The sequence below is a fragment of the Paenibacillus sp. alder61 genome, from assembly GCF_020179875.1.
Taxonomy (GTDB): Bacteria; Bacillota; Bacilli; order Paenibacillales; family Paenibacillaceae; genus Fontibacillus; species Fontibacillus faecis.
The window spans coordinates 122,660-135,659 of record NZ_JAIUDG010000009.1 but is presented as its reverse complement, the minus strand read 5'-3'; the positions used below and the strand labels follow the sequence as shown (position 1 = coordinate 135,659).

Genomic DNA, 13,000 nt, shown 5'->3' with positions numbered 1-13,000 from the left:
GTTTATAGTAAAGTTTAATAGTTTTAATCCACAAAAAAACCCCCTAAAAATATAGACAACACTCCGCTTTTCAGTGCTTCATTTCAGGAGTTTGTCTATATTTTCGGGAGTAATCGCTCACCTTTATGGCTCCGCATCTACGTCGAGCCACCCCGCCCGGTATGCTTTTAAAACCGCATCCTTCCGTTTGTTTACCTCCAGCTTGGAAAATATCCTTTGAATATACGTATGCACCGTCCCGGTACTTACCCCCAAGAAAATGGCGATCTCCTTGCTGGTCCATCTTTTCGAGGCGCCCAGTAAAACCCGCCGCTCCATCTCGCTCAGCGGATTGCGACCGGCCGCTTTCTCCCCGTGACGCCCCGCCTCCTGCGCTTCAAACGCAAACAGGATTTGGTCGATATACCGGACGGAAACTTGCCTCTCCTCCATTTTGTAAGCCTGCCTCGACTCACGATAACGATAGGCAATATTTCGCAGCGGCTCCCCTTCATCCAAATAGGTCCGGAGATGTCCGTCTCCCGCCGAAAGCTGGACCGCTTTGCCGAAGGTTCTCGCGGCCAGGCTGCTTTTGCCCTGTTGATCGTACATCAGAGCCAGAAGAACGCACGCCTCCAACTGCTCCATCAACAGCCCGCGCGCCGCGGCGCATTTCTGGATGGTTTTCAGCAAAATCCGCGCCTCCTCTGTCCGGTCCGCAAGGATCAGCGCCCGTGCCCGCACCAGCGAGCCCAGCAATTCATTACTGCCGCTCCCTTCCGCAAGGGGATCGGGATAGGCCGCCAGATAGTGTGGACCGGCCTTCGGGTCCCCCTCGGCGGACATCAAATGGAGCTTGGTTTCGCAAGCCTTTAACACAGAAGCCCATTCCTGCGCTTCCCTGCCATGGAGACATGACCGAACTTCCCGCAGATGCCGCTGCGCCCTCTCCCCCTGCTTCCTAACCCAGGCGATCCGGCTTTGTAAAATCGCCGCCGGAACAAATAAGGCGGCCTTCCCCAATTCCTCCCCGATCGAGCGGGCGAGCGACGCATAGACTTCCGATTCCCGCAGCCGATTTCGCTCGTACAGCAGCTCTCCGTAACCGATCGCATAATAGGCGGTATTGTAGGAACGAATTTTTTCCCACCGCTTCATAATCGGTTCGAAACAGCGCTCCGCCTGCAGCAAGCGGCCCTTGACCCCCGGAAAACTTCTTAAACGGGAGAAATGACGTTCGTGATAATCAATATAGGAGAAAATGTCATCCTCCTGCGGAAAGCCTTGATCCAGATAGTCGTTCAGTTGGTGGACAAGACCTTGCAGATCCCTTTTAAAAATACATACATAGGCGCGCATAACCTTGATAACCCGCATGGAGTAAGCCTTTTGCGCGTCGTTCATCCCGCCTTGGCCCGACGTGACTCTCCACTCGATCGAATCCAGCTGTTCCCATGTCCGTTCGGGATCCTGTTCACCGGCCGCAAAGAAGAGGGACGACAAATACAGCTTGGGCCGTTTTTGAATCGTTTCCTCGGGGATTTTGGCAAAAAAGCGCCGGAGCGTCCAAGCTTCCCGAAGAATAAACTGATTGAACAGCACTTCGAGCAGCCGGCTCGCCTCGTCGTAGTGTCCGCCTCGGATATAGTGTTCCATCGCTTCCATTGGGAATCCGTTGTTCTCCAACCAAAATCCCGTTTTCCGCTGAAGGGAACGCCACAGCTCCCGGTCCTGTTCCTGCAGCAGGTCGCGCAGCTTGCGGGCGATTAGCGGATGATATCTGTACCATACCTCCGAACCGTCGCGGGTTCGTTGGAAGAACAACCTTTCTTTTTCCAGCTCGTTCAGGACCTTCCCCGGCTCCGAACTTTCGGTCAGCTCCCCGCTCAGGGACTCGTTGATGCGCTCCGGTACGGCTGTACGGAGAAGGAACGAAATCGATTCCTGCGGCAGTCTGGACAGGAGCTGCTCCAGAACGCGTCCGCATACCGTGGTCTGCCGCTCCCAGGAGCCGGTTCCGTAGGCGTTTCGGGTCGCCCTCCCTTCATCTCCGATCGAGCTTGGAGTCCATCCCAGCATGCGCAGGCCAAGCGCCCAGCCCTCCGTCTGCTCCTGGAGCATAAGGGCACGCTCCCCGGAAAAGCGCGGGGGGTGATGTTTTTGACAGAACCGTTTTGTCTCACCCAACGTGAACGCCAAGTCCGGCCAACCTATGCGATAGACCAAATTTTTGGGCAGGTTGAGGGGCAGTTCGTCATGGGTAATCATGATGATGTGCAGTGGCTCGGGCAAGCTTCGGATCCAGCCAGCCACCATATCGTGGATTTCTGCGATTTCAATAGAATGATACCCGTCCAGGACTAATACCACGGGCCCCTCCTGCCTGGCGCACGTCGAGTTTAATTCCGCCAAAGCGCGGGAAGGCTGCTGCATAAACTGTTCGATATACCGGCTTGTCAGCCCGTCATCAAAACCCGGTATCGCCCGGTCGAGGGCGGCAATGAGCTGCAGCCAAAAACGGAGCAGATGGTTATCCGCCTCTTCAAGCGCGATATAAGCGAGACGGATCGCGGACTCCTCCTTCCATCCGCTGACCAGCGTCGTTTTTCCCGATCCGGGAGGCCCTTCGATGACTGTCAGGCGGCGATGAAGCGCGCCCTGCAGCCTCTTGTCCAAACGAGGACGCTTCACATAGTCTTCGGGCACAGCCGGAATCTCAAATTTCGAGGGCACGATCATAAAATCGAGCCAATGGCGCCTGACGGTTGTCCCTCCTTGCCCCGGATCTCCCGATTCAACGACCGGATGGTCTATCATTCGAATCACTTCCCCTCAAACTCATTGCCCCCAGTCTATCTCAATCGCGTCATCCCGTAAATCCGCTCCACCACGAAAAGAACCCCCGCATTCGGAACTACGTTGCCAACATCCGCAATTGTAGATATAAGATCCCACCGTCGGGGTCTACACCATTAACGGGAAAATTTCCTGTTAATGTACCGCTCCTGCTTCTTCGATCGGATTTAGCTGGAAAAGCTCCATCTATTTCGCGGCCCTATTGCCGATATACCTAATTTCAGGAGAATTAACGGGAGGTTTTCCAGTTAATTCTCCTCTGCGGCCGCATACGCACCAAATTAACGGGAAGAATTCCCTTTAATTCGAACCAACCCCTTAATTACAGGGAAGAGTGTGATAAGGACCCTTTACACCCCTGTCTAATATGCAATTCAATACTTCAACCTATTTTGTCCGCGGCCAGCTTCCCTTTGAACCCGTGCGGGGGATTAAAGGCCTTTTCGACCGCGATTTTTTCGAATTCGTCCTTTCCGTGTGAAATAGAGGTCCATTGGGGCCTTATTTTGGGGAAAAGCGGGCCGAAACCTGATTTTGGGACCCGAACCAGAACAATAAGGCCCCTTTTGGCCGCTATTTTTCCCGCGAAAGCGAATTTGGCCGAAATAAAGGCCTTTGGGACCGCTATTTCGGCGGGCAGCCGGGTAATTTGCTAAGCGTCGGCTCAACGTTTGCCACGATGCTTCTTACGATGTCGAATAAAAAAGTCACCACCACCGGCTAAGCCGATGGTGGTGACTTTTTTATCAATACAGATCGAAGTCCTTCACCGTTTCGCCGGTGCGTCCGGAGCGGAAAACCGCCTCGATCAGGTTCAGTACCCGCAGGACCTGATCGTTCTTGACCAACGGCTCGGCCGTCCCTTCAAGAACCGAGACGTAGTTGTCGTAAAAGCTGCTCGGCTGGCGGAAAGGCTCCGGCAGGACACCCGTCAGCGTGGCCGATTCCGAAGGCGGCGCCATCGTCTTGGTCAAGCCCACGCCCGCCTGAATCGGTTTGGGCTCCACATGCTCCGCCTCGCGGTTTCGGGTAACGATCCGCCCGGTCATGGACCAGTCCTCGATCACGCCGGTCCCCTCCGTCCCTTTTACGTACCAGCGGGGCAGAGGGATAAAATTCGTCGTCCCGACTTCGACCAGCGCGGACAGCCCGTTTTCGAACTGCAGTACCGCTTCAAACCCGTCATCGACTTCGTCCCCCAGAATAAAGCTCAGCCGGCCGGTCACGCTGGTGATTTTGCTGTCGACCATAAAGACCAGCTGATCCAACAAATGTACGCCCCAATCCAGCAACATCCCGCCTCCATAAGCTTCGAGATGCCGCCAGTCCCCCGGAATCCCGTTCGCTCCATGGACTCTCGATTCGATGCGGAACAGGTCGCCGACCGTTTTTTGCTCATACATCTGCTTGATGATGAGGAAATCCTCGTCCCAGCGGCGGTTCTGATGCACCATCAATACGCGGTCCGCCCGCTCGGCCGCCGCGGTCATTTCCTTAAAATCTTCCACGGACATCGTCACCGGCTTTTCGCAAATGACATGCTTGCCCGCGGCAAAGGCCTGCACGGCCAGGTCTTTATGCACATCGTTCGGCGTGGCGATCAGAATCGTTTCCACCGCCGGATCACGCAATACGGCTTCATAGCTGGAATACGCCGGATACCCGTCTTTTTCCGAAGCCGCCGCGCGCTGACCATCGATATCGTAGGTTCCGGTCACCTTCAGCCGCCCGTTGTCCTTGATCAATTTGGCATGGTAGCTCCCCATGCCTCCGTAGCCCACGATGACGACGGAATGGTTGGCATGCTCATTGTTCATACAGTTTCTCCTCCAAGTTCCCCACTGGCTGGGGATCAATTCATATAAACGGCCTTCCCGGTCCGCGCCGATTCATAGATGGCCTCCAGGATTTCCGAGACGACGCAAGCCTGCTCCGGCGTCACCACAGGCTCCAGATCCTTGTCGACGGCTTCGATCCAGCTTCTCATTTCCGTATCCGCCGCATTTTCGGCCTTTCCTTCATAGAAAGCGACGCCGCCCGCACCCAGGTCAACCTCTTTGGTATACAATCGTCCGAACTCCTCGCCGTTGATGCGCAGCCCGTTCTTCATATCCGCTCCGGCTTCCGTACCGCTTAAACTGCACTTCGATTCGTCCACCTCCAGCGAATTGAGGGCCCAACTGGATTCTAGCACAACCGTGGCGCCATTCTCCATGACAATCATCCCAAACGCGGAATCTTCCACCGTAAACTTTTTAGGATCCCAAGGTCCCCAGGCGTTGGCCGCATTTTCCCGCTGCGATAATTCGTGGTATTTCGTGCCCAGCACGACCTTCGGCTTATAGTTATCCATCATCCAAAGCGTCAGGTCCAGAGCATGTGTGCCGATGTCGATCAACGGACCCCCGCCCTGTTTCTCCTCATCCAAAAATACGCCCCAGGTCGGCACCGCTCTTCTGCGGATCGCATGCGCTTTGGCGTAATAAATGTGCCCGAGTTTACCTTCCACGCACAGTTTCTTCAAATGCAGACTGTCCGGCCGGAACCGGTTGTTGTATCCGATCGTCAGCTTCTTTCCGGTCCGCTTGGCCGCTTCGACCATTTTTCTCGCGTCCGCCGCCGACTTCGCCATCGGCTTCTCGCACATGACATGATTGCCCGCCTCCAGCGCGGCGATGGAAATCTCGGCGTGGGAATCGTTCGGCGTCAGCACATGCACGATATCCAGCTTCTCTTCCTTGAGCATTTCCCGGTAATCGGCATAGACTTTGGCCCCGTCGATCCCGTATTTGGCGGCGGCTTCCTCTGCCCGCTCCGGCACGATATCGCAGAAAGCAGCCAACTCGACGTTCGCCAGCTTGCTTAAGCTGGGCAGATGTTTCCCGTTCGCGATGCCCCCGCATCCAACGATTCCTACACGATACACTTTACTCATATTTTCTCCTCCTCATCATTGTATAAAAATTATTTGGCCTGTTTGGCCTTCCTGTAAGCCGAGGGCGTTACGCCCATGCGCTTGCGGAACACCGAATGCAGGTAGGTCGCGTTCGTGAACCCCTCCGACAGCGCGATTTGTTCAATGGACAGCGCGCTCTCCTCCAGCCGCCGGCAGACCGATTTAAGACGGATGTCCTCCAGCACCTTGCTGAAAGGCTTCCCGGTATCGATCTGCCGGAATATCCGCTGCAGTTGCCGCGGGCTGATGTTCAGCTTCTCGGCAACGTTCTCCAGCGTCAAACTGGAGGAAGAGTTCGCCTCCATATACTGGACCGCGTATTGATATCGGTAGGCGACCATATTGCGGATCGGGGCCTCCGTGCTGATTTCTCCCGAGTCATAGGCCCTTACCGCCTTCAGCAAAATACTGACCACCAGCTGTTTGATGGAGGTGTAATATCCCCGCTGTTTGCCCTCGCATACTTGATACGCTTCCAAAAAACAATTCATCGCCCCATGACGGTCCAGCTCCGGCTTCAGCGGCAGCCCCCGAAGCTTCTCCATGCACTCCTCCGCCTCGGCCGCTTCCCACGGGTCGGTATCCGGCCGTTCCCGCGGCACAATGTCGACATGAAGGCATAATTCGTCCATCGCTTCATCCGGCGAAGCGGCCTGGAAATGCATGACCCCCGGACCCGTCAGGTAGAACATCCCCTCCGATAACGGGGTCGGCTGGTCTTCCAGAATCACCGTGCCTTTTCCCCGAGGGATGAAGTGAAACTCAAATTCGGCGTGGTTGTGAAAATCAATGACCCTGCCGGGCTCAAACGAGGTCAAATGAAAACGCAGCACCTTGATCTCGTAATGGCCCCAGGCGATTTTAATGTCGAGCCGTTCCAGGAGATCCTGTTTCTCAAACATGACCTCGTACGGAAAGGGAGGAAGCTTGCCGACGCTGACGCTCATAGGTTCAGGCTTGCCGCTTCAGGACGGATGACGCGCCCTTCTTTGGCCGAGCGGTTGGCCGCTTCCATCAGCCTGGTAAGCTCCACGGCCATCTGCAGGTTGCTGCGGGCGACCGTGCCGTTTTGGATATGCCCGACCCATTGCTCGAAGGCGCTTTCACGCCGGCTTCGCGGCGACACTTCGATCCAGGCCTTGCCCTCGTTTTCCGCTTTGTTGGATTTAAGCAGCAGTTTGTCTTCGGGCGTTCCGTACAGCACGGTTCCTTCCGTGCCGTGAACCTCGACCGTAAACGGGGAATGGCTGTTCACGAATCCCGCTTCCACGACGCCGATGGCCCCCGAATCGGTAAACAGCGTCGCGACGGCGTTGTCCTCGACCTCTTTTCCCGTGATATAGCCGTAATTCGCGCTCACTCCCGTGACCTCTTGGCCCAGAAACAGCCGGGTCAAATACATCGGATGGCAGCCGAGATCGATCAGCGCGCCGCCTCCGCACTGCTCCAGACTGAAGAAGTGCGCCGGGAGCCAACCGGCCAACGCTCCGTTATGGGATAGCCGGACCCGCACATAAGTGACCTCGCCGAGCAGGCCGCGCTCCAGAATATCTTGTAGGGCGAGCGTATAACCGTCATTCAACCGCGGCAGGGAAACCGTGAATTTCACCCCGCTTCGCTCCACTTCCTCCATGATTTCACGAACCTCCCGCAGGGAGGGAGCGATCACTTTTTCCGTAAAAATATGCTTCCCGGCCTTCGCGGCCGCGATAATCACTTCCTTGTGCCGGTTCGTGGGCGCGTCGACGATGACCGCGTCCAGATCTCCCCCGGCAAGCATCGCTTCAAGCGATTCATAGTAAGGAACGCCCAATTTCCCGGCGGCCTCCTTGCCCCGGACCGGATCTTCATCCCAGACGGCCGCAATCTCCGTATCCGGATGCTCCTGCGCCTGGCGCGTATAATCCCAGGCATGGACATGCCAGAAACTGGCCTTGCCGATTCGAATACTCATTTTGGTTACCTCCCACGCATATATGATATCCTGACATCTATTCATTAAGGTAACACACCAGTTTGTATTTTTTTAGTAGGAGTATGCGACAAAACTATATAAAATCGCGACATGTCCCTCACATTCGTTATGCCTGTCATGTTCAGCGGGTCCACGCCCGGTAAGCCGTCGGAGAAATCCCCGTATGCCCTTTAAATTGACGGGAAAAATACGCCAGCTGCATACCGAGCTGTTCGGCGATATTCGCGATACTGTCATCGGTGTGGGTCAGCAGCCGCTTCGCTTCGTCCATTCGCTTGCGCTGAACGTAATGAATCGGCGTGATTCCCATAATTTTTTTGAAATACGGAATAAAATAATTCGGATGCAGATGCACGATTTCGGCCAAAGTTTCGATTTCGATCGGCTCGTGCAGATGATCGTGTATATATTTGAGCACCCCTCCCAGCTTGCTCCGCTCCGTAAATTGGAGATAATCCTTCAGATGATCGCCGTATCCACCTTCCTCCAGGCAGGTGGCCAGCAAATGAAGCAGCCCCGCCTGCATCCGCAGCGCCGAAAAGGGCCCGCCCGACTGGAACTGCGCAACCAATTCGTCGAAAGCGGCGCGAACCGCCTCCGGCTCCTTGACACAGCTGATATAAAGCGGGCTTCCCGCATGAAAAAGCGGCCATTCCCCCACGTACGCATCAAAATGGCAGAAATAACGGGTATAGGGATTTTCCGGTGAAGTAAACGTGACCTGGCTCGCTCCGGCCGGCATAATCATCAGTTGATTGGGACGGGGATAGTATGTAACTCCGTTGAGGACGACCGATCCTTCCCCCGCGGCTATAAAATACAGACGGTTAAAGCTGGGGGACTGTTCCGCCCGGTTCCATCCGGGGAAGCCGCTTTTCAGTTGAACATGCGTCACCGTAACGGACAGCCCTTCCAGCAAGCGTCCGATAAATGGATACCCTGGCTGCATACAACGCTCTCCTCCTCTAGTTCAAACGAACTTTTCTCTCTGTAAGTTCCTATATTATCACTGTTATTTTCCGAATACACCTTAATTTTGTACAAAAGTTACTTAACCTTTGCGATTCTATTCCACCGGACTTCCAGCTAAGCTAAAAGCATCCTCACAAAAGATGGAAAGGCAGGTATACTCCAATGGATCAAGTACGATTTGGTATCATCGGCATCGGAAATATGGGGACCTCCCATGCCAAACAACTTCTGCGCGACATCCGGGGGGCCCGGCTTACGGCCGTTTGCGACAGTAATCCGGAACGGCTTCGGTGGGCGAAGGAGAACCTGCCCGAATCGGTGCGGACCTTTTCCGATGCGAACGCGTTCTTCGTCTCCCGCGCCATGGATGCCGTCCTGATTGCTACCCCGCATTACGATCACCCGACGTTGGCGGTGCAAGCTTTTGAAAGCGATTACCATGTCCTGATCGAAAAACCCGCCGGCGTCTACACCAAAGCCGTCCGGGACATGAACCTGGCCGCCGCCAAATCCGGCCGGAAATTCGGGATTATGTACAACCAGCGCACCAACCCCCTTTACGCCAAACTGCGGGACTTGGTGCTCTCCGGGGAGCTGGGCGAGATCCGGCGGACGAACTGGATCATCACCAACTGGTACCGGTCGCAGAGCTACTACGATTCCGGCGGCTGGCGGGCCACCTGGGCCGGTGAAGGCGGCGGCGTGCTGCTGAACCAGGATCCGCACCAGCTCGACCTGTGGCAGTGGACGACGGGCATGATGCCGGCAAGAGTACGCGCCTTCTGCCATTTCGGCAAGTACCGAAACATCGAAGTCGAAGACGATGTCACGGCCTATGTAGAGTACGAAAACGGGGCGACCGGCCTGTTCGTCACGACGATCGGCGAAGCGCCGGGAACCAATCGGTTCGAGCTTTCGGGGGACAACGGCAAAATCGTCGCGGAGGACGGCAAGCTGACCTTCTGGCGGCTTCGGGTTCCGGAGCCGAAATTCAACGCCGAGTATACCGGCGGGTTCGGCCAACCGGAATGCTGGAAATGCGACATCCCGGTCGGCGAAGGCGAAGGCCCGCAGCACCGGGGCATTCTGCAAAACTTCACCGACGCCGTGCTGCGCGATGAGCCCTTGCTCGCCCCCGGAGAGGAGGGCATTCTCGGCCTCACCCTCTCCAACGCCATGCACCTGTCCGCCTGGACCTCGGACTGGGTCGGATTACCTCTGAACGAGGACTTATTCTATGCCAAGCTGCAGGAAAAAATCAAGTCCTCGACTTACCGCAAGAGCACCGGACCCGCCGGCGGCAAACTGCTGGACGTCTCGGGCACGCATTAGCGGCAAAGGGCGAAGCAGCCGTGACGCGGGGGGGCGGGCCGGCCGGGAGCCCGCGTTGCGGGCGAGGCGGCGCGGGAAGCGAGACGAGCGGGCGCGGGGCGGACGGAGCGCGCGGGAAGCGAGGCGGGCGAGCGCGGGGCGGCCGGAGCGCGGGAAGCGAGACGAGCGGGCGCGGGACGGCCGGAGCGCGGGAAGCGAGACGAGCGGGCGCGGGGTGGCCAGGGGAGCGCGGAAGCGAGACGGGCGGGCGCGGGGCGGCCGGAGCCCGGGAAGCGAGACGAGCGGGCGCGTGACGGCCGGAGCGCGGGAAGCGAGACGAGCGGGCGCGGGACGGCCAGGGGAGCGCGGAAGCGAGACGGGCGAGCGCGGGGCGGCCAGGGGCGCGCGGGAAGCGAGACGGGCGAGCGCGGGGCGGGCAGGGGCGCGGGGCGGCAAGCTCTCCACGGTTGCTCTAACGGACATAATAGCCGCTATTTCGCGAAAAATGGCTCTTTGAAAAATCTAACGGACGCTATAGCGCCTATTTGTGGTCATTCCGATCCGAATGAGTAATTTTAGTCAAAATAGCCGCTACTACGTCCGTTAGAATTTCAAATCGCCCTAAAATCGCGAAATAGCGGCTATGGTTTCCGTTAGAAGCTTAGAGGCACCTCCCTTACCGGCACCCTCCGCTCTGCCCCCTCCCACACCGGCGCCCACCGCACCATCCCCCCGCTCAGGAGCCGGGCCCTCAGGCTTGCGCCGATCTCGAGCCAGCCAAGCGGGGGCGGGCCGGCCCCCCGCCGGCAATTTAAAAAAACTTAGGAGCGATTGCGATGAAGTTGTCCGTCTTTACTGTCGTTACGCCGGAGCTGACGCCGGAGGAACTGGTCCTTGCCGCCCGCCGGGCCGGCCTGGACGGCGTGGAATGGCGCTTTAGGGAGATCCCTGCCGAAGCGGCTGGGGAAGCTCCCTCGTTTTGGCGCCATAACAAATGTTCGATCGATCCGTCCTTGCCCGAGGAAGCGTGGCTGCGTTTCAAGGATATTACGGAAGCGCAAGGACTGGAGGTCGTGAGCGTCACGCCTTATTTGAACTCGCTCGATCTGGAAGAGACGGAACGGGCGTTTCGGGCCGCCCGGCTGCTCGGAGCGGATATGATTCGGGTCGGAGCGGCCGCCTACGACGGAAGCCGGCCGTATCCCGACTTATACGAGGCCACCGTCCGCTACCTGAAGGAAGCCGAGACGATGGCCAAACACTACGGCGTGAAAGGGGTCGTGGAGACCCATCACAACACGATCGCTCCGAGCGCCGGGCTGACCCACCGGCTTGTGAGCCACTGCAGCCCCGATCATATCGGCGTTCTTTTCGACCCCGGCAACATGGTTCATGAAGGGTACGAAAATTTTAAAATGGGCCTGGAACTTTTGGGCCCCTACCTGGCCCATGTCCATATCAAAAACGCCGCCTGGGTTCCGGCTTCACCGCGTGGAGACGGGACGTCGGGATGGCGGTCCGATTGGGCTCCCCTGGCGCAAGGATTTGTCGATTTCCGGCTGCTGCTGGCCGATCTGAAATCCGTCGGGTATGACGGCTATCTCGGCATCGAGGATTTCAGCGGCCAATACGCCTCAGGCGATCTGCTGGCGGCATATGCCCAATTTATCCGCGAAAGGATGGAAATATAATGGAAACTCAGCGTCCGCAAGAAACGGATTCGTCACTGGACTTGGTTGCGCCGCAAACGACTCAAGCGTTGTCGGCGTCCGAATCATCGCCCTCCGCGGTCCCCGAGGCTGCTTCGTCCTCGCCGCAGGAAGCAACCGGATCCGGGCAAAACTCCCGGCCCGAGGTTTTTCAAACGCGGGACGGGATGAACTACGCTCCGAAAGGCCTGCCCCGGCCGGTCGTGAAGCCCGGTGAGTTCATATTTGCGGCCGTCGCTTTGGACCACGGCCATATTTACGGCATGACCGGCGGCCTGATCGAAGCCGGCGCTACTTTGAAGTGGGTGTACGACCCGGATCCGGTCAGAGCCGAAGCGTTCGTCCGCGAATTTCCGCAAGCGGTCCGTGCGGATACGCTGGAACAGGTGCTTGAAGACCCGGAGGTCCGGCTTGTGGCCGCCGCCGCGATTCCGTCGGAGCGCTGCGCGCTGGGGCTTAAGGTCATGGATGCCGGGAAGGACTATTTTACCGACAAAGCGCCCTTCACAAGTCTGGACCAGTTGGCGTTAGCCCGGGAAGCCGTTCGCCGCACAGGCTGCAAATATGCGGTTTATTACAGCGAGCGCCTCCATGTGGAATCGGCCGTCTATGCCGGACAACTGATTCGGGAGGGGGCCATCGGCAAAGTGCTTCAGGTCACGGGCTTCGGTCCCCACCGCCTGAACGCGTCTTCACGGCCGGACTGGTTTTTCCGTAAAGAGCGGTACGGCGGGATTCTGTGCGACATCGGCAGCCATCAAATCGAACAGTTTCTGTTCTATGCCGGCTGTAAGGACGCTCAAGTGCTGCACAGCAAGGTCGCCAATTACGATCATCCCGATTATCCCGAGCTTGAGGATTACGGCGACGCCACCCTGCTTGGGGATAACGGGGCCACCCAGTATTTTCGCGTCGATTGGTTTACGCCGGACGGACTCCGCACTTGGGGGGATGGACGGACGTTCATTCTTGGAACCGAGGGCTATATCGAACTGCGCAAATATACCGATATCGCCCGGGAAGCGGACGGTGATCAAGTTTATCTGGTCAACCGGGAAGGGGAACGGCGATTCGGCGTTCGCGGCCGGATCGGCTATCCTTACTTCGGGGAACTGATTCTCGATTGCATCAACCGGACGGAATTGGCCATGACGCAGGAGCACGCCTTTAAAGCCGCCGAATTATGTCTGGAAGCCCAGCGGCAGGCGATGGTCATTTCCCGGGAAAAGAGCGTGATGTGAG

General features: G+C 57.3%; 11 protein-coding genes. 5 read left to right on the top strand and 6 right to left on the bottom strand.

The features are described 5' to 3' along the window. Positions 1-123 precede the first annotated feature (123 nt). From LBW89_RS11435 to LBW89_RS11410, 6 genes are all read right to left on the bottom strand, one after another. Positions 124-2,796: a LuxR C-terminal-related transcriptional regulator gene (locus LBW89_RS11435; protein WP_148451343.1), complete on the bottom strand. Its 2,673-nt coding sequence runs from the start codon at positions 2,794-2,796 to the stop codon at positions 124-126. Between the two features lie 785 nt (positions 2,797-3,581). Next, positions 3,582-4,652 carry a Gfo/Idh/MocA family oxidoreductase gene (locus LBW89_RS11430; protein WP_148451342.1) on the bottom strand — a complete coding sequence of 357 codons (1,071 nt, stop codon included), beginning with the start codon at positions 4,650-4,652 and terminating at the stop codon, positions 3,582-3,584. A gap of 35 nt (positions 4,653-4,687) precedes the next feature. Further along, positions 4,688-5,770, bottom strand: coding sequence for a Gfo/Idh/MocA family protein (locus LBW89_RS11425; protein WP_148451341.1), 1,083 nt, complete (start codon positions 5,768-5,770; stop codon positions 4,688-4,690). Positions 5,771-5,799: 29 nt separating this feature from the next. Beyond that, a complete protein-coding gene (locus LBW89_RS11420; protein WP_148451340.1) occupies positions 5,800-6,738 on the bottom strand; it encodes an AraC family transcriptional regulator in 939 nt (312 codons plus the stop codon). Then, positions 6,735-7,745 carry a Gfo/Idh/MocA family protein gene (locus tag LBW89_RS11415; RefSeq protein WP_148451339.1) on the bottom strand — a complete coding sequence of 337 codons (1,011 nt, stop codon included), beginning with the start codon at positions 7,743-7,745 and terminating at the stop codon, positions 6,735-6,737. Before LBW89_RS11415 ends, LBW89_RS11420 begins: the two co-directional genes overlap by 4 nt. A 142-nt stretch (positions 7,746-7,887) precedes the next feature. Further along, on the bottom strand, positions 7,888-8,715 hold the full coding sequence (locus LBW89_RS11410) for an AraC family transcriptional regulator (protein WP_148451338.1): 828 nt from the start codon (positions 8,713-8,715) through the stop codon (positions 7,888-7,890). A gap of 185 nt (positions 8,716-8,900) precedes the next feature. On the opposite strand from LBW89_RS11410, the gene LBW89_RS11405 reads away from it, so the two are divergent. The 5 genes from LBW89_RS11405 (at position 8,901) to LBW89_RS11385 (ending at position 12,999) form a co-directional block, all read left to right on the top strand. Next, on the top strand, positions 8,901-10,070 hold the full coding sequence (locus LBW89_RS11405) for a Gfo/Idh/MocA family protein (RefSeq protein WP_148451337.1): 1,170 nt from the start codon (positions 8,901-8,903) through the stop codon (positions 10,068-10,070). A 20-nt stretch (positions 10,071-10,090) separates the two neighbouring features. Next, positions 10,091-10,363: a hypothetical protein gene (locus LBW89_RS11400; protein ID WP_170287063.1), complete on the top strand. Its 273-nt coding sequence runs from the start codon at positions 10,091-10,093 to the stop codon at positions 10,361-10,363. Continuing rightward, the gene (locus tag LBW89_RS11395) at positions 10,360-10,566 is read left to right on the top strand and encodes a hypothetical protein (protein WP_170287062.1); all 207 of its coding nucleotides are present in this window, start codon (positions 10,360-10,362) and stop codon (positions 10,564-10,566) included. The genes LBW89_RS11400 and LBW89_RS11395 overlap by 4 nt, the downstream gene beginning before the upstream one ends. Positions 10,567-10,885: 319 nt before the next feature. Continuing rightward, positions 10,886-11,740 (top strand): sugar phosphate isomerase/epimerase family protein, encoded by an 855-nt coding sequence (locus LBW89_RS11390; RefSeq protein WP_148451335.1) that lies wholly within the window; start codon positions 10,886-10,888, stop codon positions 11,738-11,740. A 185-nt stretch (positions 11,741-11,925) separates the two neighbouring features. Next, positions 11,926-12,999, top strand: a complete 1,074-nt coding sequence (locus LBW89_RS11385; protein WP_148452598.1) for a Gfo/Idh/MocA family protein — start codon at positions 11,926-11,928, stop codon at positions 12,997-12,999. Position 13,000: the final 1 nt, after the last annotated feature.